Annotated in this window: 19 protein-coding genes; 8 read left to right on the top strand and 11 right to left on the bottom strand. The window is 72.7% G+C overall.

Annotated elements, in window-relative coordinates; genetic code table 11:
- Positions 1 to 73: 73 nt before the first annotated feature.
- Entirely contained in the window at positions 74 to 838 is a 765-nt protein-coding gene (locus KG102_RS02175) for a PspA/IM30 family protein (RefSeq protein ID WP_208210096.1), read from the top strand.
- A gap of 51 nt (positions 839 to 889) precedes the next feature.
- Here KG102_RS02175 and KG102_RS02170 read toward each other — a convergent pair whose 3' ends face one another.
- The gene (locus KG102_RS02170) at positions 890 to 1,651 is read right to left on the bottom strand and encodes a type 1 glutamine amidotransferase (RefSeq protein WP_208289545.1); all 762 of its coding nucleotides are present in this window, start codon (positions 1,649 to 1,651) and stop codon (positions 890 to 892) included.
- Between the two features lie 204 nt (positions 1,652 to 1,855).
- On the opposite strand from KG102_RS02170, the gene KG102_RS02165 reads away from it, so the two are divergent.
- From KG102_RS02165 to KG102_RS02145, 5 genes are all read left to right on the top strand, one after another.
- Complete coding sequence (locus KG102_RS02165) at positions 1,856 to 2,596, top strand: response regulator transcription factor (protein WP_208210098.1); 741 nt, start codon at positions 1,856 to 1,858, stop codon at positions 2,594 to 2,596.
- Complete coding sequence (locus KG102_RS02160) at positions 2,593 to 4,203, top strand: sensor histidine kinase (protein WP_249667435.1); 1,611 nt, start codon at positions 2,593 to 2,595, stop codon at positions 4,201 to 4,203. Before KG102_RS02165 ends, KG102_RS02160 begins: the two co-directional genes overlap by 4 nt.
- A 9-nt stretch (positions 4,204 to 4,212) precedes the next feature.
- Positions 4,213 to 4,989: an HD domain-containing protein gene (locus KG102_RS02155; RefSeq protein WP_208210099.1), complete on the top strand. Its 777-nt coding sequence runs from the start codon at positions 4,213 to 4,215 to the stop codon at positions 4,987 to 4,989.
- Positions 4,990 to 5,130: 141 nt separating this feature from the next.
- Positions 5,131 to 5,421 carry a WXG100 family type VII secretion target gene (locus KG102_RS02150; RefSeq protein WP_208289546.1) on the top strand — a complete coding sequence of 97 codons (291 nt, stop codon included), beginning with the start codon at positions 5,131 to 5,133 and terminating at the stop codon, positions 5,419 to 5,421.
- Positions 5,422 to 5,451: 30 nt separating this feature from the next.
- Positions 5,452 to 5,715 (top strand): DUF4031 domain-containing protein, encoded by a 264-nt coding sequence (locus tag KG102_RS02145; RefSeq protein WP_208210101.1) that lies wholly within the window; start codon positions 5,452 to 5,454, stop codon positions 5,713 to 5,715.
- 198 nt (positions 5,716 to 5,913) lie between these two features.
- On the opposite strand, the gene atzF is transcribed toward KG102_RS02145, so the two are convergent.
- Both atzF and uca read right to left on the bottom strand, forming a co-directional pair.
- Complete coding sequence (atzF, locus tag KG102_RS02140; RefSeq protein ID WP_249667434.1) at positions 5,914 to 7,755, bottom strand: allophanate hydrolase; 1,842 nt, start codon at positions 7,753 to 7,755, stop codon at positions 5,914 to 5,916.
- On the bottom strand, positions 7,752 to 11,369 hold the full coding sequence (uca, locus tag KG102_RS02135) for an urea carboxylase (protein WP_208289547.1): 3,618 nt from the start codon (positions 11,367 to 11,369) through the stop codon (positions 7,752 to 7,754). The genes atzF and uca overlap by 4 nt, the downstream gene beginning before the upstream one ends.
- Before the next feature lie 286 nt (positions 11,370 to 11,655).
- Between uca and KG102_RS02130 the strand changes: the two genes are divergently transcribed.
- Positions 11,656 to 12,219: a hypothetical protein gene (locus tag KG102_RS02130; RefSeq protein WP_208210104.1), complete on the top strand. Its 564-nt coding sequence runs from the start codon at positions 11,656 to 11,658 to the stop codon at positions 12,217 to 12,219.
- On the opposite strand, the gene KG102_RS02125 is transcribed toward KG102_RS02130, so the two are convergent.
- The 6 genes from KG102_RS02125 to urtA form a co-directional block, all read right to left on the bottom strand.
- Positions 12,220 to 12,924 carry a GntR family transcriptional regulator gene (locus KG102_RS02125; RefSeq protein WP_208210105.1) on the bottom strand — a complete coding sequence of 235 codons (705 nt, stop codon included), beginning with the start codon at positions 12,922 to 12,924 and terminating at the stop codon, positions 12,220 to 12,222.
- 22 nt (positions 12,925 to 12,946) lie between these two features.
- Positions 12,947 to 13,642, bottom strand: a complete 696-nt coding sequence (gene urtE, locus KG102_RS02120) for an urea ABC transporter ATP-binding subunit UrtE (RefSeq protein ID WP_208289548.1) — start codon at positions 13,640 to 13,642, stop codon at positions 12,947 to 12,949.
- On the bottom strand, positions 13,635 to 14,459 hold the full coding sequence (urtD, locus tag KG102_RS02115; protein WP_208289549.1) for an urea ABC transporter ATP-binding protein UrtD: 825 nt from the start codon (positions 14,457 to 14,459) through the stop codon (positions 13,635 to 13,637). The genes urtE and urtD overlap by 8 nt, the downstream gene beginning before the upstream one ends.
- Positions 14,456 to 15,562, bottom strand: a complete 1,107-nt coding sequence (urtC, locus tag KG102_RS02110) for an urea ABC transporter permease subunit UrtC (RefSeq protein WP_208289550.1) — start codon at positions 15,560 to 15,562, stop codon at positions 14,456 to 14,458. Before urtC ends, urtD begins: the two co-directional genes overlap by 4 nt.
- Complete coding sequence (gene urtB, locus KG102_RS02105; protein WP_208210109.1) at positions 15,559 to 16,443, bottom strand: urea ABC transporter permease subunit UrtB; 885 nt, start codon at positions 16,441 to 16,443, stop codon at positions 15,559 to 15,561. Before urtB ends, urtC begins: the two co-directional genes overlap by 4 nt.
- Positions 16,444 to 16,513: 70 nt before the next feature.
- Positions 16,514 to 17,773, bottom strand: coding sequence for an urea ABC transporter substrate-binding protein (gene urtA / locus KG102_RS02100; protein ID WP_208210110.1), 1,260 nt, complete (start codon positions 17,771 to 17,773; stop codon positions 16,514 to 16,516).
- A 215-nt stretch (positions 17,774 to 17,988) separates the two neighbouring features.
- On the opposite strand from urtA, the gene KG102_RS02095 reads away from it, so the two are divergent.
- On the top strand, positions 17,989 to 19,215 hold the full coding sequence (locus tag KG102_RS02095; protein WP_208289551.1) for a pyridoxal phosphate-dependent aminotransferase: 1,227 nt from the start codon (positions 17,989 to 17,991) through the stop codon (positions 19,213 to 19,215).
- 3 nt (positions 19,216 to 19,218) lie between these two features.
- On the opposite strand, the gene KG102_RS02090 is transcribed toward KG102_RS02095, so the two are convergent.
- Positions 19,219 to 20,802, bottom strand: a complete 1,584-nt coding sequence (locus KG102_RS02090) for an OmpA family protein (RefSeq protein WP_208210112.1) — start codon at positions 20,800 to 20,802, stop codon at positions 19,219 to 19,221.
- Positions 20,803 to 20,976: 174 nt separating this feature from the next.
- Positions 20,977 to 22,605 carry a chaperonin GroEL gene (gene groL, locus KG102_RS02085; protein ID WP_208210113.1) on the bottom strand — a complete coding sequence of 543 codons (1,629 nt, stop codon included), beginning with the start codon at positions 22,603 to 22,605 and terminating at the stop codon, positions 20,977 to 20,979.
- Between the last annotated feature and the right edge of the window lie 151 nt (positions 22,606 to 22,756).

Genomic DNA, 22,756 nt, shown 5'->3' with positions numbered 1-22,756 from the left:
GCCCCGACAGGCAGATGTACAGGCACGACGACCGGGACGGTCCGGTCGACACGGACGACGAGAGGCACGAGCGATGACCGAGAAGCAGAGCGTGTTCGGGCGGATCACCCAGCTGGCGCGCGCCAACATCAACGCGCTCATCGACCAGGCCGAGGACCCGCAGAAGATGCTGGACCAGCTGGTGCGCGACTACACCAGCTCGATCGCCGACGCCGAGAAGGCGATCGCCCAGACGATCGGCAACCTGCGCCTGGCCGAGCAGGACTACAACGAGGACGTCGCCGCGGCGCGCGAGTGGGGCAGCAAGGCGCTCGCCGCCTCCAGCCGCGCCGACCAGTACCGCCAGGGCGGCGACACGGCCAACGCCGACCGGTTCGACAACCTGGCCAAGATCGCGCTCGGCAAGCAGCTCACGGCCGAGAGCGAGGTGCGCGAGGCCGAGCCGATCATCGCCTCGCAGCGGGACACCGTCGAGAAGCTCAAGTCCGGCCTCGCCCTGATGAAGGACAAGCTGGGTCAGCTCAAGTCGCGCCGGGACACGCTGGTCGCCCGCCAGAAGTCCGCCGAGGCGCAGCAGACGGTGCAGACCGCCATCAGCTCCATCAACGTGCTCGACCCGACCAGCGAGATCGCGCGGTTCGAGGACAAGGTGCGCCGCCAGGAGGCCCTGGCGCTCGGTCAGGCGGAGGTCGCGGCATCCTCCCTCGACTCGCAGTTCGCCGAGCTCGAGTACTCCGCGGAGCAGATCGAGGTCGAGGCGCGCCTCGCGGCTCTCAAGGCGGGCAACGCGCCGGCGCAGCTGGGCAGCACCCGGGTCACCCCCGAGATCGAGTCCTGACACGCCGACGAGCGCCCGACCCCGCGCAGGGGTCGGGCGCTCGTCGCATGCTCAGACGGTGACTGCCTCGGGCGTCTCGGCGGTCGCCCGCACGTGCGCGACGAACGACTCGGCGAGCGCGCGCCCGGCGGCCGCGATCCCGGCCCCGCGGGCGTCGTAAGCGGCCCGGACCGCACCGGTGTCGACGTCGTCGTGACCGTCGGCCCAGTGGCCCAGGGTGTCCGCGCCCGCCTCCGGGTGGAACTGCACGCCCCACGCCGACCCGATGCGGAACGCCTGGTACGGGTACATGGGCGACGACGCGAGCCACACGGCGCCACGCGGCAGGTCGACGACCGCGTCCGCGTGCATGCTCGGCAGCGGGGTGTCGCTGCGGGCGTCGGCGAGCGCCGCGACGCCACCGACGACCGGGTCACCGGCCGCCTCGGGCCGCCAGTGCACGTCGACGATCCCGGCCTCGCGACCGGGAGGGGCCGCGACCTGCACCCGGCCGCCGCGCGCGACGGCGAGGAGCTGGGCGCCGAGGCAGATGCCGAGCGTGGGCACGCCCCGGGTGCTGGCCTCGGCGAGCAGCGCGCGCAGCTCGGGCAGCCACCCGGCCGTGGCGTCGTCGTAGGCGGACATCTGGCCACCGAGGACGATCAGGCCGTCCCCGACCTCGTCGGCTGTGGGCACGCTCCCACCTGCGAAGGCCGCGACGATCCGCAGCTCGACGTCACCGAGCGCGGGTTCGAAGCGGTCCAGGGGGACGTCGGGAGAGCTCTGGATGACGGTGACGACCGGGCGAGGGCCGCCGTGCTGGGGGGAAGTCACGCGCAGACGTTACCCCCGTCCGCCCGGGATCCGGGAGCCCCCGACAGCCGGATCTGTCCCGTCGCAGGTCAGCCGTCCAGCGCTCCTCGCCCCCCCTCCCGAGCTCGTCGGCGACTCACCGCGGTCCGGCCGGCGCGCATCGGCGCGCACGTCCTCCCCGGGTACGTCCAGCGCGCTCCCAGGGATCGGGTCCAGAATCGGGTTATGTCGACACCCCTCTCGCCGCCGTCGGGGACGCCCGAGGCGCGTCTGCTCGTCGTCGACGACGAGCCGAACATCCGCGAGCTGCTGGCGACCTCGCTGCGCTTCGCGGGGTTCGAGGTCTACGCGGCGGCCGACGGCGGCTCCGCGCTCCGCCTCGCCCGCGAGGTCGAGCCGGACCTCGTGGTGCTGGACGTCATGCTCCCCGACATGGACGGCTTCACCGTGACCCGGCGCCTGCGGGAGAAGGGCCAGCACGTCCCGGTCCTGTTCCTGACGGCGCGCGACGACACCGCCGACAAGGTCCAGGGCCTGACGGTCGGTGGCGACGACTACGTCACCAAGCCGTTCAGCCTCGAGGAGGTCGTCGCCCGCATCCGCGCGGTGCTGCGGCGGACGCGACCCGACCGCGACGACGACAGCAACGTCCTGCGCTACGCCGACCTCGAGCTCGACGAGGACACCCACGAGGTCATGCGTGCCGGCCACCCGGTCGACCTGTCCCCCACCGAGTTCAAGCTCCTGCGCTACCTTATGCTCAACGCCGGGCGGGTGCTGTCCAAGACGCAGATCCTCGACCACGTCTGGCAGTACGACTGGGGCGGCGACGCCAACATCGTCGAGTCCTACATCTCCTACCTGCGGCGCAAGATCGACCACCTCGACGACGCCGACGGCAGGCGGTTGCCGCCGCTCATCCACACCAAGCGCGGCGTGGGCTATCTGCTGCGCTCGTCGTCGTGACTGCCGCGCCCGACGACCGGACCGACGAGCGCCCCGACGACCGGCTCGACCGCCCGGCCGCCGACCGCGCCGAGGACGCCCCTGGCGCGACCGCGGACCCGGACGGCGGGCGCTCGTTCGTCCGCGTGCGCGACTGGTGGGACGGCACCACGCTCGCGTCGCGCCTCGTCGCCATCGTCACGGTGCTGCTCGCGGTCGGCCTCATCCTGGCGGGAGCGACCGCCGCGACCCTGCTCGAGGGCACGCTGGTGCGCCAGGTCGACACGAAGCTGCGGACGGAGGGCACGCAGGTCGCGCAGCAGCGGCTCAGCCAGCTCGACCTGTCCGGCAGCCCGTTCTACACGCCCAGCGACTACTACCTGCGCTACTCGGTCGGCGACGAGGAGCTGCCGATCCTGTCGGAGACGACGCGCGAGCAGTACGGCACACCCCGGGTGCCGACGATCAGCGTCGCCGAGGCCACCGCGCGGCGGGGGGACCCGTTCACGGTCGCCTCGACCCAGCCGGGCTCGCACTGGCGCGCCGTGGCGTACAGCTTCACCATGAACGACGGCGCCCGCGGGACCGCAGTCGTCGCGCTCCCGCTGGGGGACATCGCGCGGACCGTCCGGCACATGGCCGTGGTGCTGCTGCTCAGCGGGCTCGGCATCGTGCTGCTGGGGGCTGCGGCCGGCACGTGGGCGGTCCGCCGGTCGCTGCGGCCGCTGCGCGAGATCGAGACCACCGCCGCCTCGATCGCCGCAGGTGACCTGACCCAGCGCGTACCCGCGGCGTCCGAGCGCACCGAGGTCGGCCGCCTCGGCGCGGCCCTGAACGGGATGCTCGCCCAGATCGAGCAGGCGTTCGGCGCGCGCACCGCGTCCGAGGCACGGATGCGCAGGTTCGTCGCCGACGCCTCGCACGAGCTGCGCACCCCGCTGGCCACGATCCGGGGGTACGGCGAGCTGTACCGGATGGGCGCCCTGACCACCACGGACCAGGTCGACGACACCATGCGGCGCATCGAGGAGTCGGCAACCCGGATGGGCACGCTCGTCGAGGACCTGCTGGCGCTGGCCCGCCTCGACGAGGGCCGCCCCCTGCACACCGGTCCCGTCGACCTCACCGTGCTGGCCGCCGACGCCGTCAGCGACCTGCACGCCCTCGACCCCACCCGGACGAGCCGGCTGCTGCCCCTCGTGGACGGTGCGGACGTCAGCCCGTGCGTCGTCGTCGGGGAGGAGGCACGGCTCCGGCAGGTGCTGGCGAACCTCGTCGGCAATGCCGCCCAGCACACCCCGCCCGGGACGCCCGTGGAGATCGCCGTCGGTGTCCTGCCGACGGGCGAGGGCGCCTTCGAGGTCCGCGACCACGGCCCCGGCATCGATCCCGAGCACGCCGCGCGGGTGTTCGAGCGCTTCTACCGCGTGGATGCCAGCCGCGGACGCGACTCGGGCGGCGCAGGGCTGGGCATGGCGATCGTCGCCGCGATCGTCGACGCGCACCACGGTTCGGTGCGGCTGAGCGAGACCCCGGGAGGCGGGACGACGGTCCGAGTCACCCTCCCCGGACCGGCCGCCGACGCCCGTTCCGAGGGCTACCATGGCGGGTTCCTGCCGTCGGAGTAAGGCTGATCCATGGGCGTCCATGACGCACCGCAGTGGTTGTTGTCCGCATTCGTGCGGAGCGCCGTCGCAGCCGGGGCCACCGCCCCGACCGAGCAGATCCGGGACACCGGTCAGGCCCTGGTGGACCGGTGGGGCTCGCCGGGACGGTCGTTCCACAACCTGAAGCACCTGGTCGACGTGCTCGTGCACGTCGACGAGCTGGTGGAGGAGACCCACCAGCCCGACGTCGTGCGCCTCGCCGCCTGGTACCACGGCGCCATCTTCGACGCCGCCGACCGCAAGGCGTACGCCAACCGCGGCGGCGAGGACGAGATCGCCAGCGCGCGGCTCGCCTACGACGAGCTGCTGACGCTCGGCGTCCCCGAGGCGCGCGCGCAGCGCGTGCACGACCTGGTCGTCGCCCTGGTCCGGCACGCCCCCGACCCCGCCGACTTCGACTGCGCGGTCCTGTGCGACGCCGACCTCGCGATGCTCGCGACGGAGCCCCAGAAGTACAAGGCGTACGTGCAGGACATCCGGACCGAGTACTCGCACCTGCCCGTCGAGGACTACGTGCGCGCGCGTCTGCGGATCATCCACAAGCTCCTCGCCCGGCCGTCGCTGTTCGTCAGCCCGCTCGGGTCCGCCTGGGAGGAGGCTGCCCGGCAGAACCTCTCCGGCGAGCTGCAGCGGCTGGAGAAGGAGCTACGGGGAATCGACGCCGCGGCGGCGACCGCCGCCGCCGAGGCGTCCGCGGCGAAGACCGACCGTGGCACCGCCGAGGGATCGAGCACCAGCCGCACCTGACCGCGTCGAGCCGCCCACAGCCCGCGCCCGCGCACTCCTTCTCCCCCGTCGGAGCCGTGCCGACGCTCGCCGACGTGGCGGGCGTCCTAGCGTCCTGCGCCATGAGCCGGGACCGCCCGGCCCCCGATCCACGGAGGTCACATGACCAGGTACGAGGTCGACAGCGCACAGGTCGCGACGGCGGCGGCGAGCGTGCAGGCGCGCGCCGGCACGATCCGCAGCGAGGTCGCGGCCATGCACCGCCAGCTCGCCGACCTGCAGGCGTCGTGGCGCGGTGCCGCGGCCACGGCGTTCACCGGGGTGCTGGCGGACTGGTCGGCCACCGAGGCCCGGCTCGACGCCTCGCTCGAGCAGATCGTCGCGGCGATGCAGGCGGCGGCCCGCACCTACGCCGAGGCCGAGTCGCAGGCGTCACGGCTGTTCAGCGTGTGACCGTGCGGGCGCCGTGCCTAGGCTCGGGCGGTGACCGTGCTGGTGGATCCTCCGATGTGGCCCAACCACGGCATGCTGTGGGGCCATCTGGTCAGCGACACCTCGCTGGAGGAGCTGCACGCGTTCGCCGCCCGGGCGGGCATCCCTGCGCGCGGCTTCGACCACGACCACTACGACGTGCCGGACCACCGGATCGAGGAGCTGGTCGCGCTCGGCGCGGAGCTGGTCGGCGCCAAGGAGCTGATCCGCCGGCTGCGGGCCTCCGGCCTCCGGGTACCGGCACGCGACCGCTAGCCCGACCGGCGCCCGGGCCCTCAAAGCAGCAACGCCTCCGACGACAGCAACGTCCGCGGATGTGGTCGCCGGAGCAGCCACATCCTCGGACGTTGCGGAGTGGTGGGTCAGCGGGGGTCGTGGGTCAGCGGGGGTCGTGGGTCAGCGGGGTCGTCGGTCAGCGGGGGTCGTGGGTCAGCGGAGGGCTCGCCGTCCCGGTCACAGCCCCCGGCGCAGCGCCTCGACCCAGCCGCCCGTCGCGGTGATGTCGCTCCCGGCGGCGCCCGACTCGACCGTGCACCCGAAGCCGACCACCCAGGACCCGTCCTCGAGCTCGACCCGGCCGAGCATCATGGGCGCGGGCAGCCCGGCCAGCAGCGTGCCCAGCGCCCCGGGCGACAGCCGCCAGACCTCGCCCACGATCGGCGCACCGCCACCCGGTCCCACGCGCAGCAGCCCGGGCTTGCGCGGCTGCGTGTCGAGCGCGACGAGGCGGTACGCGTCGGACGTGCGGGCCGTGCGACCGAACCGGGCGCCCAGCTCCTCGAGCTCGGAGCTCAGCGGCTGGCCGCGCAGGTGGGCGCCGACCACGAGGACGTCGACACCACCGTCGACCACCGGCGGGGCCTCGGCACCGAGCAGCCGCGCGGCCAGGTCCAGGCCGAGCTGGTCCTCGAACGCCCGGGAGACGAGCGTGACGCCGAACGGTCCACCGTCCGCCTCACCCGCCGGGATCGCGACGGCCGCCAGGTCGAGCAGGTTGACGAAGTTGGTGTACGTGCCGAGGCGCCGGTTGATGCCCACGGGATCGGCTCGCACCGCGGCGATCGTGGGGTGCTCCGTGGTCGTCGGCAGCAGCAGCAGGTCGCACCCGTCCAGGACCGCCGCGGCCTCGAGCTTGGCGACCGCCAGGCGCGCACGGTCGTCGATGTACGCGTGCGCGGGGGTGTCCCGGCCGGCCAGGATGATCGCACGCACGGTCGGGTCCGCGTCGGGCGCGTCGGCCAGGAACGCCCCGACGGCCTCGTACCGCTCCGCGACGATCGCACCGTCGTACAGCAGCCGCGCCGCCGCCAGCATCGCGGAGATGTCGACCGTCCTGACCTGTGCACCGACCCCCCGTACGGCGGCGACGGCGGCGGTGAACGCGGCACGCCACCCCGGTGACAGCGGCGCGAGGTCCTCGTCGCGCGGGACCGCCACCACGGGCGCGGACCGCAGGGCGAGGCGCACGTCGACGGGCCACGGACGTCGGCCGGGGTCCAGCGGGTCGGCGCCGGTCATGGTCCGGGTGGCACGCACGCCGAGCGCGAGGTCGCGGGTGAACGTCGTGACCACGTCGTAGGTGCGGCAGGCGGGGACCACGCCCGTGGTCGGCACCAGGCCGAGCGTCGTCTTGATGCCCACCAGTCCACCGAACGCGGCCGGCACCCGGCCGGAGCCGGCGGTGTCCGTCCCGATCCCGATGTCGGCGATGCCGAGCGCCACCGCGACCGCGGACCCGGAGCTGGAACCGCCCGAGACCCGGTCCGGGAGCGTGGCGTGCCGCACCGCCCCGTACGGGCTGCGCACGCCGACGAGCCCGGTGGCGAACTGGTCGAGGTTGGTCTTGCCGAGCACCACGGCACCGGCGTCGACCAGTGCCTGGATCGCGGGTGCGCTCGCCGCGGCCGGTCCGGGGCGGCCCCCGGGTGCGGTCGCGTAGGACGGGCACGCCGCCGTCGTCGGGAGGCCCGCGACGTCGATGTTGTCCTTGACGGCCACCGTGCGGCCGGCCAGCGGGAGCACCTCGCCGGCGTCGAGCCGGGCGTCGACCGCGCGGGCGTCCGCGAGCGCCACCGCCGAGGGGACGAGCGCGATCCAGACCTCGGGGCGGTCGACCTCCTCGATGCGGGCGTAGGCGGCGCGGACGCGCGCCTCGGCAACGCCGACGGCCGGGCTCGTCGGGCCTGTCGCGCCGGTGGCCGGGGCTGGGCCCGTCGCGGGGATCGTGGCCGTCGCGTTGGTCGGGCCCGTTGCGCTGGTCGGGCTCGTGCGTCCGTCGGTCGTGGTGCCGGTCACGCACCCACCGCCAGGATCGCCAGGGGGGTCCCGGGTGCGACGTGCTGCCCCGGCTCGACGAGGATCTCGAGCACGGTCCCGCCCGCGGGGGCGACGACCCCGAGCTCGAGCTTCATGGCTTCGAGGGCGACCAGCAGGTCCCCCTCCGTGACCTGCTCACCGGCCCGGACCTCGACCCGCCAGACGCTGCCCACCATCGGCGCCTCCACCAGCACGCACCCGTCCAGCAGCTCGATCTGCCCCGGCCCGGCGGCGACCTCGAGCGCGGGCGGTTCGGGGTCCTCCGTCGCGTCCAGCTCGCCCGCGAGGGCCCACGCGGTCCGCTCCTCGGCGAACGCGGCGGCCTGCCGGGCCTGGAACTCGGCGATGTCGTCGGCGTGCTCGGCGAGCAGCGCCAGGTGCTCGCGGTAGGAGAACGTGCCGTGCTCGACCTCGACGTCCAGCCGCCCGGCGGCGAACGCCTCACGCTGGGTGAGCAGCTCGTCGGCGCTCACCGGGTGCCACACCACGCGGTCGAAGAACCGCAGCAGCCAGGGCTTGCCGGGCTCGAACACCCCCCGCTGCCGGTGTCCGGACCAGATCGGCACCGTGCGGCCCACCAGCTGGTAGCCGCCGGGTGAGTCCATCCCGTAGACGCACAGGTACTGACCGCCCAGGCCGACCGTGTCGGACGCGGTCCACGTGCGGGCCGGGTTGTACTTGGTGGTCATGAGGCGGTGCCGGGGGTCCAGCGGGACGGCCAGCGGGGCACCGAGGTAGACGTCGCCCAGGCCGAGCACCAGGTACTCGGCGGCCATCATCGTGTCGAACACGTCGTCGACCGACGGCAGGCCGTTGATCCGGCGGATGAACTCGATGTTCGACGGCAGCCACGGCGCCTCCGGCCGGACACCGGCCTGGTACCGCGCGACCGCCTCCGCGATCACGGGGTCGTCGAAGGACAGCGGCAGGTGGATGCGCCGGCTGGGTACCACCAGGTCCTCCGTCGCGGGCAGCGACGCCTCCAGACCGACCAGCACCTCGACCAGCGCCCGCACGGAGATCCGCGACGGGTCGACATGCACGTGCAGGCTGCGGACGCCGGGCGTGATGTCGACGACCCCGGGGGCGCCGGAGGCTCGGAGCGCCTCGCTCAGCGCGTGCACGCGCATGCGCAGGCCGAGGTCCAGGACCATCGGGCCGTACTCGACGAGCACGTTGTCGTCGCCGCCGCGCAGGTAGACGACGTCGGGCGAGCCCGTGCCGCCGACCACCCGGGCGAGCACGCCGTCGTCGCCGTCCGGGCCCGTGAGCACGTCCGGCCCCAGGTGCGCGGAGGCACGCAGGACGTCGTCGGTGCGCAGCGCGTCCGCGGTCGCCTCCGGCACGGGGACCAGCCGGACCGTGTCCCCGGGGCGGATCTGACCCATCTTCCAGCGGTGGCCCACCACCACGGTCAGCGGGCAGGCGAACCCGCCGAGGCTCGGGCCGTCCGGCCCGAGCAGGATCGGGGTGTCCCCGGAGACGTTGAGCGCACCGACGGAGTACGGGTTGTCGTGCAGGTTCGACGGGTGCAGCCCCGCCTCGCCCCCGTCCGGGCGCGCCCACTGCGGCTTGGGCCCGGTCAGCCGGATCCCGGTGCGGTTGGCGTGCGTCTGTACCTGCCAGGTCGCGGCGTAGAACATCTCCATGTCGGCCGGCGTGAAGTAGGACGGCGCCGGCTGCGGGCCCTCCTGGACCGCGACCTCCCACGTGTGCACGAGCTCCGGGCGGACCTCGTCCGGGACGGCGACCGGCTCGGGCCCCGACGGGATCCCCGGCACGAGCGTGTCGCCCACCGCCAGCGCGCGGCCCGTGTACCCGCCGAAGCCACCCATCGAGAACGTCGACGCCGACCCGAGGTAGAGGGGGACGTCGAGCCCTCCGCGCAGCAGCACGTAGGTGCGCAGGCCGGCGTCGTGCGGTGCGCCGACGTCGAGGACGCCGCCGGGGGGCACGGTCACGGGCTCCCACTGCGGCACCGGCGACCCGTCGACGGTCACCGGCGCGGGCGCACCCGTCACGCAGACCACCGTCTCGTGGCTGAACCGCAGGCGCGGACCGGTCAGCGTGCACTCCAGCCCGGGGGCACCCTCGGGATTGCCGAGCGCGCGGTTGCCCAGCCGGAACGACAGGTCGTCCATCGGACCCGACGGTGAGATCCCGACGTCCCAGAGCCCGAGCCTGCCCGGCCAGTCCTGCACCGTCGTCATGACCCCCGGTCGCACCACGTCGACGTACGGCTCGTCGTCGGTCACGCCCGCGAGCGTGCCGGTCGTGTGCTCGGCGGCCAGGACCTCCGGCAGGCCGACGACCTCGCGCAGCAGGGGCAGGTTGGTCTGCACGCCGGTGAACCGCGTGCCCGCGAGCGCGCGACCCGACGCCGCGAACGCCGCGGCCCGGTCCGGGGCGTGCACGATGACCTTGGCCAGCATCGGGTCGTAGTGGCTGGTCACCTGCTGACCGGTCTCGGCCCAGGCGTCCACGCGCACCGCAGGGTCGTCGGGGTAGACGACCTCCGTGAGCAGCCCGGCGCTCGGCTGGTAGTCCTTGCGGGGGTCCTCGGCGTACACGCGGACCTCGACGGCGTGCCCCTCGATCGTGGGCCCCGCGTCGGGGAGCCCGTCCAGGAACAACGCATCGCCCTGGGCCAGCTGCAGCATCCACGCCACCAGGTCGACACCCGTGACGGCCTCGGTCACCGGGTGCTCGACCTGCAGGCGCGTGTTCACCTCGAGGAACGACGCCTCGCCGCGGTCCACGTCGTACACGTACTCGACCGTGCCCGCGGACCGGTACTGCACCGACGAGGTCAGCGCACGGGCCGACTCGTGCAGCATCGCGCGGACCTCGTCGGGCAGGGCGGGCGCCGGGGCCTCCTCGACCACCTTCTGGTTGCGACGCTGCAGCGAGCAGTCCCGGTCGCCCAGGCTCACCACCCGCCCGGCACCGTCCCCGAACACCTGCACCTCCAGGTGCCGCGCGCGGGACACGAACCGCTCCAGGAACACCCCGGCACTGCCGAAGCTCGCCGCGGCCAGGCGCTGCACCCGGGCGAACGCGGCCGCCAGCTCGTCGGCGTCGGCGCACGCCTGCATGCCGATCCCCCCGCCGCCGCCGACGGCCTTGACCATGACGGGGTAGCCCACCACGGACGCCGCCGCGAGCGCCTCGTCGACCGATCCCAGCAGCCCGCTGCCCGCGACCAGCGGCACCCCCGCCGCCTGCGCCGCCTCGCGCGCCCGGTGCTTGTCACCGAACACCGACAGCTGCGCGGGCGTGGGTCCGACGAACGCGATGCCGGCTGCCTCGACCTCGCGGGCGAACTGCGCGTTCTCGGACAGGAAGCCGTAGCCCGGGTGGATCGCGCCGGCGCCGGTCTCGGCCGCGGCGTGGAGCACGAGCTCCGGCCGCAGGTAGCTCTCGCCCGCCGCCGCGGGCCCGAGGCGCACCGCCACGTCGGCCAGGCGCACGTGCGGGGCGGCCGCGTCGGCGTCCGAGTAGACCGCCACGGTCTTGAGGCCGAGCTCGCGCGCGCTGCGCAGGATGCGGACGGCGATCTCGCCACGGTTGGCCACGAGCAGGGTGTCGAACACGAAGTCCCCCGGGTGCGAGCGTGGACCGGCCACCCCGTAGAGCGCCCGGCGCGGGATGTATACACCCCGGTATCCGGCACCGTAGGGACGCTGTGTTTCTCACCCCGCGCCCGCGCGTAAACGCTGCGTTACACCTGCTTCCCACGTCAGGCTGCGGCAAGCAGGCCCGCATCGTTGCCTCGCCGTGGCCGTTACGTGATCCGCGTACGACATCGTGATCGGGCCGGACGACAACGGGAGACGCATGGAGCTACGACGAGGACCTACGCGCCGACGCGTCGTGATCGTGACCACGACCCTGCTGGTCGGGGCCGCGGCGCTGTGGGCCGCCCGGACCCTCGCCGAGGCCGAACGGGTGTGGGCGATGGACCCCGAGGACCGCGCGCTGTCGCAGGCGCTGACGTCGAGCAGGGCGAGCCTGCACGACCGGGTCGGCGAGCTCCGGAGTCGGCACCCCCACAGCGACGGTCTGCGCGCCCTCAACGAGCTCAACCGGGAGACCGGGCCGACATTCTTCTTCGTCGCGATGGACGAGGACGGACAGACGCGTGCCGAGGTCGGCCTGGAGGTGAGGGCGGAGCTGGGCATCATCTGGCCGAGGACGGTGCACGCGAGCGTCTGCCTCGACGTCACCATCGAACCGGCGACGCAGGAGCGGCCCGGCACCATCACCTCCGAGCAGACGCCGTGCAGCGCGAGCATCTCGCCCACGGACCCGCCCAGACCCCCGCACCGCGACGGGATCATCCCGCTGGACCGGCTCCGCACGACCGTCCCGAAGCCGACTCCCCCACCTCCGGACCGACCCGTCTGCTACAGCGGGACGGACTGCACCGACGTCGGCGGCTAGTCAGCCCGCGAGAGCCATGCGCGTCATCGAGCGCGTCGCCCGCTCCATGACGACCTCCAGCGACTCCCCCACGTGCTTGTGCAGGGCGGTCAGCGCCGACGGCAGCTCGCGCGCCAGCACCAGCGTGAGGATCTCGAGGTGCTCGTCGATGGTCGCGGTGATGCGGTCCGGCTCGACGAAGTCGTGCATGCGCACCGCCCGGATCTTCTGGTTCACCGTGACCAGCGCGCCGGTCAGCTGGGTGTTGCCGGACGAGCGGGAGAGCACCTGGTGGAACCCCTCGTCGAACAGCACGAAGCTCGCGTCAGGCTCCGGCGGGGCGTCGCGCAGCTCGGCCCACCTGTCCCGCTCGGCCCGCAGCAGGTCCTCGTCGTGGCGGACCTGCGGGTTCTCGATCGCCCGGCCGATCCCGCGCAGCTCCAGGGTGATCCGCAGCTCGTAGAGGTTGCGCAGGTCCTCCAAGCTGGGCACGACGACGGCGTACCCGAAGTCGGTCCGCTCCACGAGCCCGTCGGACAGCAGCCGCGACAGGGCCTCGCGCACGGGGGTCCGGGACACCTCGAAGAGCTTGCCGAGCTTGGGCTCGGTCAGCCGTTCCCGCGGCGAGATGCGGCCGTTGAGGATCTCGTCGCGCAGCCGCTGGTAGACGACGTCGCGCAGGGGGCGCGGGTCCTGCGGCAGCTCCGTCGTCCCGCCCGTGCTCATGGTCACGAAGCGTAGACCTCTCTCACAGGGCCATCGCCGCGCGCACGTCGGCCTCCTGGTCGGCGCCGCCGGCACCGGAGCGCGTCACCCGGCCGGACTCGAGCACGTAGTACTGACCGGCCGCCGCGAGCGCGAACCCGACGTGCTGCTCGACCAGCAGCACCGACAGGTCGCCGGCCCGGGTGAGGGTGCCGATGGCGTCCTCGATCTCCTGCACGACGGACGGCTGGATGCCCTCCGTCGGCTCGTCGAGGATCAGCACCCGTGGCCCGGTGAGCAGCGCGCGGGCGATGGCGAGCTGCTGGCGCTGCCCCCCGGACAGCAGGCCCGCGCGCCGCCCGAGCAGGTCGCGCAGCGCCGGGAACAGGTCCAGCGCGTCCGCCATGCGCGACGCCCCGGCCGACCCCGCGCCGTCCACGACGAGCTGGAGGTTCTCCCGCGCGGTCAGCTGCCCGAACGACTGCTGGCCCTGCGGCACGTACGCGAGCCCGCGGCGGACCCGCTGGTGCGGTCGCAGCCGCGAGACATCCTCGCCGAAGAGCGTCACGCGTCCGCTCCGCACCGGCAGCAGCCCGACGGCAGCCCGCAGCAGCGTCGTCTTGCCGGCGCCGTTGTGGCCCATGATCGCGGTCACGCCACCGTCGGCCACAGCGATGTCGACCCCGTGCACCACGGCCGTGCGCCCGTAGCCGACGTGCACGCCGGTGAGCTCAAGCATCCGAGACCCCTGTTCCTCGAGAACCCGCACCGCGGCCCAGGTACACCTCGACCACCTTCGGGTCCGCCTGCACCTGCGCCACCGTCCCCTCGCTCAGCACCGACCCCTGGTGGAGCACGGTCACCGACGAGGCGAAGCTGCGCAGGAACTCCATGTCGTGCTCCACGACCACCACCGTGCGCTGGGCACCGATCCGCTGCAGGAGCAGCCCGGTCTCCTCGCGCTCGGCGTGGCTCATGCCCGCGACGGGCTCGTCGAGGAGCAGCAGCCGGGCGTCCTGCACCAGCAGCATCCCGATCTCGAGCCACTGCTTCTGCCCGTGCGCCAGCACGCCCGCGGGCTGGTCCCGCAGGTGTGTCAGACCCACCGTCTCGAGCGCCGCCTCGACGGCCTCCGGCACCGCGGACCGCCGACGCATCAGCACCCGGCCGGACCGGCGGGCCCCGGCCGCGATGTCGAGGTTCTGCAGCACGGAGAGCTCGTCGAACACGCTGGCGGTCTGGAACGTCCGCCCGACCCCGGCGCGGGCCACCTTGTGCGACGGCTTGCCCAGCAGGTCGACCCCACCGAACCTGATCGACCCGGTGGCCGGCGCGAGCCCGGTGATGGCGTCGACGATCGTGGTCTTGCCGGCCCCGTTCGGGCCGATGAGGAACCGCAGGTCGCCCTGCGTCACCGTCAGGTCGACCCCGGCCACGGCGACGAACCCGTCGAACACGACCCGCAGGTCGCGGATCTCCAGGTAGTCGTGGCGGAACCGGGACTCGTCGGACGCGATCACCTGCTCGAGCGCGTCGGGGTCCAGCGATCCGGTCATGAGGGTGTCCCCGCAGTCTCGAGGGTGGCGGGCGCCGGGTCGGGCGCGGTCTCCGGGTCCCGGGCGCGTCGTCGTCGCAGCAGGCTGCCGATCGTCGCGAGCCCGTTGGGCAGGAACGCGACGACGAGGATGAACAGCGCGCCCTGGAAGTAGATCCAGAACGACGGGAACGACTCGGACAGCGTCGTCTCGGCCCACGACACCCCGATCGCGCCGAGCACCGGCCCGAGCAGCGTGGCCCGGCCGCCGATCGCGACGCCGACCAGGAACGCGATGGAGGGCACGACGCCCACGTCGGCGGGCGAGATGATCCCGACGATGGGCGTGAACAGGGCACCGCCGATGGCCGCGAAGCAGGCGGCGATCGCGTACGCGACCACCTTGACCAGCGCGGGGTCGTAGCCGAGGAAGCGGACGCGGTTCTCCTGGTCGCGCACCGCGACGAGCAGCTCGCCGTAGCGCGAGCTCATCACGAGCCGCACCACCAGGACCATCGCCAGCAGCACGCCCGCCGCGATGAAGTAGAGCATCCGCTTGTTCACCGGGTCCGACAGCGTGAAGCCGAAGAACGACCGGAAGCCGTTCAGCCCGTTGGTGCCGCCGGTGACCTTCTGCTGGCCCACCAGCAGGATGGCGAACGCGGCCGCGAGCGCCTGGGACAGGATCGCGAAGTAGGCGCCCCGGACCCGCCGCCGGAACACCGCGAGCCCCAGGAGGGTCGCGACGAGCGCGGGCAGGACGAGGATCGCCACGATCGTCACGACCGGGTCCCGGAACGGCTCCCACCAGCTCGGCACCGTGCCGTCGCCGTACAGGAGCATGAAGTCGGGCACGCCACCGGGGCCGGCGTCGGAGAGCTTGAGGTGCATGGCCATCAGGTAGCCGCCGAGGCCGAAGAAGACGCCCTGCCCGAGCACGAGCATCCCGCCGCGCCCCCAGGCCAGGCCGATGCCGACCGCGACCATGGCCAGGCAGCAGAACTTGGCCAGCAGGTTCAGCCGGAAGTCGGACAGCAGCGCCGGCGCGGCACCGAACAGCAGCACCGCAGCGATCGCCAGGCCACCCCAGAGCCGCACCCGCGGGTGCTTCCAGAGGCCGGTCACGCCAGGCTCCGCGTGCGCACCGAGACGAGTCCCTGCGGCCGGACCTGCAGGAACGCGACGATGACGACGAACAGCAGGACCTTCGCGATGCTCGCGGTCGTCGAGTACTCGAAGCCGGCCTGCAGCAGCCCGAGGCCGAACGCCGCGATCACGGCGCCCTTGAGCTGGCCGATGCCGCCGACGACCACCACGAGGAACGCGTCGACGATGTAGTTGGTGCCCAGCGTCGGGCCGACCGACCCGAGCAGGGTGAGCGCCACGCCCGCGACGCCGGCCACGCCGGAGCCGACGAAGAACGTCAGCCGGTCGGTCGCACGCGTCGAGATGCCGGACGTCTCGGCCAGGTCGCGGTTCTGCACCGTGGCGCGGATGCGACGCCCGAGCGGGCTGAGCTTGAGCACGAGGGACAGGGCGAGCACGCACAGCAGGGCCAGCGCCAGGATGAACAGCCGGGTCCTGGGGATCCCGACGCCCAGGATCTGCACCGCGCCGGACAACCACGCGGGGGCACGCACGTCGACGTTCGGGGCGCCGAACACGTCGCGGGCCAGCTGCTGGAGCACCAGCGCGACGCCGAACGTGACCAACAGCGTGTCGAGCGGCCGCGTGTACATCCGCGAGATGAGCGTGATCTCCAGGACCAGGCCCAGCAGACCGCCGACGAGGAACCCGATGAGGAGCGAGACCAGCAGGGACACCCCCGCGTCGGCGACGACCTTCTGCACGACGAACGCCGTGTACGCGCCGGCCATCATGAACTCGCCGTGCGCCATGTTGATGACGCCCATCTGACCGAACGTCAGCGCCAGGCCGAGCGCCGCGAGCAGCAGCACCGAGCCCAGGCTGAGGCCCGCGAAGAGCTGTGAGACGAGGGCGTCCATCCGGACCCGTCCTTCCTGTGAGAGAGGGGTGGTGACCCGGCGCCCACCGCGGGCGCCGGGTCACCCGGTGTCAGGAGAGGCCCTCGGCCCAGTCGTAGCCCTCGAGGAACGGGTCGGGCTCGATGGGGCCGTCCGACGACCACTCGGTGTAGATGAGCCCGTCCGGGCCGATCTTGCCGATGAGCGCGGTCTTGGCGATGTGGTGGTTGTCGCCGTTGACCGTGACCGTGCCCTCGGGGGCGTCGAAGGTCACGCCGTCGGCGGCCTCCTGCACGGCGGCGACGTCGAACGACTCCGCCTTCTCGACCATGCCCTTCCACAGGTAGAGCGACGTGTAGGCCGCCTCCATCGGGTCGGACGTCACGCGGTCGTCGCCGAACTTGGCCTTGAACGCCTGGACGAACGTGGTGTTCTCGGGGCTCTCGACCGTCTGGTAGTAGTTCCACGCGGTGAGCTGGCCGACGATGTTGTCGATGCCGATGCCACCGACCTCCTCCTCGGCGATGGACACCGAGACGACGGGCAGCGTGTCCGCGGCCAGGCCGACGTTCTTGTACTCCTTGAAGAACGCGACGTTGGAGTCGCCGTTGAGGGTGTTGAACACCGCGTCGGCGCCCGAGCCCTTGAGCTTGTTCACGATCGTGGCGAAGTCGGTGTGCCCGAGCGGGGCGTACTCCTCACCGACGATCTCGACGTCGTTGGCACCGGCCCAGGCGACGATCTCCTTGTTGGCCGTGCGCGGGAAGACGTAGTCGGACCCGACCAGGAAGACCTTCGTCTTGCCCTGCTCCTTGAGGTACTCCATGCCGGGCAGGATCTGCTGGTTGGTCGTCGCGCCCGTGTAGAAGATGTTCGGCGACGCCTCCAGGCCCTCGTACTGGACCGGGTAGAAGAGCAGGGAGTCCTTGGCCTCGAAGACGGGGAGCATCGCCTTGCGCGACGAGGACGTCCAGCCGCCGAACACCGCGGCGACGCAGTCGGACGAGATGAGCTTCTCGGCCTTCTCGGCGAACACGGTGGGCTCGGAGGCGCCGTCCTCCGCGACGATCTCGAGCTGCTTGCCCAGCACGCCGCCGCCGGCGTTGATCTCCTCGGCGGCCAGGTCGAGGGAGTCCCGAACCGTCTGCTCGGAGATCGCCATGGTGCCGGACAGCGAGTTGAGGAAGCCGATCTTGACGGTGTCGCCCGACGTGTCGACGCAGGACGCCGACGACGCCGAGCTGTCGGCGCCCGGGTCGTCGGAGGTGCGGGCGCCACAGCCGGCGACGCCGAGGGTGACGGCCAGGGCGGCCGCCGGGAGGGCGAGAGCGCGCGTGCGGAATCTGGTCAACGGAGATGCCTTTCGCTGAGGGAAGCTCTGGGGCAGTGCCGGACTCGGGCCCCGGGCAGCACGCGACACCGCGCTGTGTCCCGCGCTGTATACATCCCTGTGCCCATGGGTGATGAACCTAGGGACGGGGTGTTTCCGGGAGGGGTCGGCCCCCGTAAACGGTCTGTTTCGGACCGGTCCCGGTTGCGTCACGGTGCCGGAGATACCCTCGACGGATGCCGCACCTGCGCCCCCTCGACCAGTCGTCGAAGCTCAAGAACGTGCTCTACGAGATCCGGGGGTCCGCCCTGGACGAGGTGGTCCGGCTCGAGGCCGAGGGCCACACGATCCTGCGCCTGAACACCGGCAACCCCGCCGCGTTCGGGTTCGAGGCCCCGCACCAGATCGTGCGCGACGTCATCGCCGCGATCCCGCACGCGCACGGCTACACCGACTCGCGCGGGATCCTGTCCGCCCGCCGCGCCGTGGTCACGCGGTACGAGACGGAACCCGGCTTCCCGGAGATCGACGTCGACGACGTCTACCTGGGCAACGGCGTCTCCGAGCTCATCACGATGGTCATGCAGGCGCTCCTAGACGAGGGCGACGAGGTGCTCATCCCGTCGCCCGACTACCCCCTGTGGACCGCGATGACCTCGCTGTCCGACGGGGTGCCCGTGCACTACCGCTGCGACGAGTCCGCCGGCTGGGAGCCCGACCTGGAGCACATCCGGTCGCTGGTCACCCCCCGGACCAAGGCGATCGTCGTGATCAACCCGAACAACCCCACGGGCGCCGTCTACTCGCGCGAGGTGCTGGAGGGGATCGCGGCGATCGCCCGAGAGCACAGCCTCCTGCTGCTGTCCGACGAGATCTACGACCGCATCCTGTTCGACGGCGCCAAGCACATCCCCATGGCCGCGGTGGCCCCCGACCTGCTGTGCCTGACGTTCAACGGCCTGTCCAAGACGTACCGCGTGGCCGGCTACCGGTCGGGCTGGATGGTCGTCACGGGCCCGCGGGAGCACGCGGCCGGGTTCCTCGAGGGCATCACCCTGCTCGCCTCGACCCGGCTGTGCCCCAACGTGCCCGCCCAGCACGCGGTGCAGGCCGCGCTCGGCGGGATCCAGAGCATCGACGCACTCGTCGCGCCCGGCGGCCGGCTGCACGAGCAGCGCGACGTCGCGTGGCGCGGGCTGACCTCGATCCCCGGGGTCGACTGCGTCCGCCCCGACGGCGCCCTGTACCTGTTCCCGCGGCTCGACCCGGACGTGCACGAGATCCGCGACGACGCCCGCCTGGTCTACGACCTGCTGGTCAGCGAGCACATCCTGCTGGTGCAGGGCACCGGCTTCAACTGGCCCACCCCCGACCACCTGCGCATCGTCACGCTGCCGGAGGCGCGGGTCCTGGCCGAGGCCGTGGAGCGCATGGGCAACTTCCTGTCCAGCTACCGGCAGTGAGCCCTACGACTCCTCGACCACCGGCACGTCGGTGATCCGGAACGGCTGCACCCCCAGGTCGATGGAGACCGTGTCCGTGAACTCCTTGCGCTGCGCCGGGGAGTCCACGACCACCGACTCCGTCCCGGGGTCGGGCCAGACCACCGTCACCCGGATCGTCGTGCCGGGCTCGGGTCCGTCGACGATGCGGTCGGCGAGCGGGGAGCGACGCTCCTCGCCCACCAGGTAGTCGACGGGGTAGAACCGCTGCTCGCCGTGCACGAGGGTGAGGTTCGTGGCGGCCTGCAGCAGCGCCGCGTCCAGCGAGCCCCGGGCGCCCCACGGGCCGGCCGAGAAGAGGGAGCCGTCCGCCTTCTGCGCGCCCGCGGTGTTGCTGACCTCCACGCTCCCCACGAGGAACCTGCCGACCCGGCGGACCTCACGAACCCCGATGTCGACCGGCACGCCGTTGCCCGAGTCGATGGTCACGGTGCCCTCGCCGGAGGCCACCGGTCCGGTCGTCTCCGGCAGCGTGCCCGCCGGGGCCTCCGAGGTCTGCGTCGCCTGCTCCTGCAGCGTGGTCAGCACCAGCTCGACCCGCCGGTTGACCGCGCGCTCCTGGTCCGACGTCCCGCGGGCGGCCGGCTCGCTCTCGCCGCGGCCCTCCACCGACACGTCGAACGCGCCGAGGTCGGCGATCGAGGCGAGCCGGTCCGCCACGGCCTGCGCCCTGCGCTCCGAGAGGGCCTCGTTGTAGGCGTCGTCCGCGACGTCGTCGGTGTGGCCGACGACCGCGAGGGATCCCCCGTCGTACGCGGCGACCTGCTGCGCGGCGGCCGTCAGGGCAGCGTCGGACTGCGGCCCGAGGTCGGCCGAGTCGACGCCGAAGAGCACGTCCGAGCCGATGGCCACCGTGACGGTCTCCTCCGTGCTCCGGGTCCGCACCTGCCCGCCGGCCGACTCGCTGTACGTGTCCAGGGCGGCGACCGGCGCCGTCGCCACGGCATCCTCATGGATCTCGGACACCGGGATCGTGAGCACCCCAGCGTCCTCCGCCTCGGTGACGGGCACCCCCTGCACCAGGCCGCCGCCATGGGGAAGCAGCACGCCGACGGTCGCGGTGGTGGGCGCCGCGAAGGCGACGTACTGCACCTGTGTCTCCTCACCCGCGGCCTCGGCGGCGGCGTCCGTCGCGGGGCCACCCACGGACATCACCCACGTGGCCAGTGCCCTGTCGTTCGCCGTGCGCGCCGGCGTGGCGACGGTCCCCTCCGCCAGGTCCACGAGTCGCACACCGTTCGCGCCGGGGCTCGACGAGATGAACACGTCCCAGAGACCGGTCTGCAGCTGCGCGTCGGCCGGACCTGCGATCCGCAGCACCCCGACGTCGTCCGTGACCGCGACCGGGCCGATCTCGAGGGACATCGGCTCGCCCCCGAGCACGACCTCCGCCGTCACCGGGTCCGCGGCGGCGGGCGTCGGGCTGGCGCTCGGGCGGTCGGTCTGCGGCGGCACCGGCGGCTCGTCGGGGCTGCACGCGACGCACGCGAGCACGGCGAGGACCGCGGACAGCGACGTCCGGACCGTCGTGCGGGCTGGGTGGGGCACTCTGCACTCCTGGGATCGGCGCGCCCGGCGGTCGAGCACGTCGAGATGGTGCCATGCCCGAGGGCGTCACGAGGCGCGTTTCCGCAGGCAGGGACAGCAGGACGGGCCGGCCACCCGAAGGTGACCGGCCCGCTCTCTGCTTGGGGATGACCCCTCAGCGATGTCAGCTGCGGGTCAGAACCCGCCGCCGAAGTCCTCGCCACCGCCGCCACCGGCCGGGGCCTGGTTGCGCTCCGGCTTGTCGGCCACGACGGCCTCGGTGGTCAGGAACAGTGCGGCGATGGACGCCGCGTTCTGCAGGGCGGAGCGCGTGACCTTCACCGGGTCGTTGACGCCCGCGGCGAGCAGGTCCTCGTAGACGTTGGTCGCGGCGTTCAGGCCGTGACCGACGGGGAGGTTGCGCACCTTCTCGGCGACGACGCCGCCCTCGAGACCGGCGTTGATGGCGATCTGCTTGAGCGGGGCCTCGATCGCGAGCTTCACGATCGCAGCACCGGTCGCCTCGTCGCCCTCGAGCTTGAGGCCCTCGAACGCGGTCTTGCCGGCCTGGATGAGCGCCACGCCACCACCGGCGACGATGCCCTCCTCGACGGCCGCCTTGGCGTTGCGGACGGCGTCCTCGATGCGGTGCTTGCGCTCCTTGAGCTCGACCTCGGTGGCCGCGCCCGCCTTGATGACGGCGACGCCGCCGGCGAGCTTGGCGAGGCGCTCCTGGAGCTTCTCGCGGTCGTAGTCCGAGTCCGAGTTCTCGATCTCGGCACGGATCTGCGAGACGCGGCCCTGGATCTGGGCGTTGTCGCCCGCACCCTCGACGATGGTGGTCTCGTCCTTGGTGACGACGATCTTGCGCGCCGTACCGAGGACCTCGAGGCCGACCGTGTCGAGCTTGAGACCGACGGTCTCGGAGACGACCTGGCCGCCGGTGAGGATGGCCATGTCCTGCAGCATCGCCTTGCGGCGGTCGCCGAAGCCGGGGGCCTTGACGGCGACCGACTTGAACAGGCCACGGATCTTGTTGACGACGAGCGTGGCCAGGGCCTCGCCCTCGACGTCCTCCGCGACGATGAACAGCGGCTTGCCGGCCTGGATGACCTTCTCCAGCAGCGGCAGCAGGTCCTTGACGTTCGAGATCTTCGACTCGACGAGCAGGACGTAGGCGTCCTCCAGGACGGCCTCCTGGCGCTCCGGGTCGGTGACGAAGTACGCCGACAGGAAGCCCTTGTCGAAGCGCATGCCCTCGGTGAGCTCGAGCTCGAGGCCCAGCGCGCTGGACTCCTCGACGGTGATGACGCCTTCCTTGCCGACCTTGTCGAGCGCCTCGGCGATCAGGTCGCCGATCGCCTGGTCGCCGGCGGAGATGGCGGCCGTGGCGGCGATCTCCTCCTTGGTCTCGACGTCCTTCGCCTGCGCGAGCAGGGCAGCGGTGACGGCCTCGACGGCCTTCTCGATGCCCTTCTTCAGCGCGATCGGGTTGGCGCCGGCGGCAACGTTGCGCAGACCCTCACGCACGAGCGCCTGGGCGAGCACGGTGGCGGTGGTGGTGCCGTCGCCTGCGACGTCGTCCGTCTTCTTGGCGACCTCCTTGACGAGCTCGGCACCGATCTTCTCGAAGGGGTCCTCGAGGTCGATCTCCTTGGCGATGGAGACGCCGTCGTTGGTGATCGTGGGGGCGCCCCACTTCTTGTCCAGGACGACGTTGCGGCCCTTCGGGCCGAGGGTCACCTTGACGGTGTCGGCGAGGATGTTCAGTCCCCGCTCGATGCCGCGACGGGCTTCCTCGTTGAAGGCAATGATCTTGGCCATGGGGCTGTGATCCTTCACTGGGTTCGGTTCGGCCGACGGTGCCCGCGACGGACGGACGCGCCACCCGCGGTCTTGTCCCGCGTGCGACGGCCCTCACCGGACGGCCGTGGTGATTCTGTCACTCTCCACCGGAGAGTGCTAAGTCCAATGG

This window comes from Cellulomonas fengjieae (assembly GCF_018388465.1).
Lineage (GTDB): Bacteria > Actinomycetota > Actinomycetes > Actinomycetales > Cellulomonadaceae > Cellulomonas > Cellulomonas fengjieae.
The sequence above is the reverse complement of the archived record's forward strand: the minus strand, read 5'-3'. Positions and strand labels throughout refer to the sequence as shown.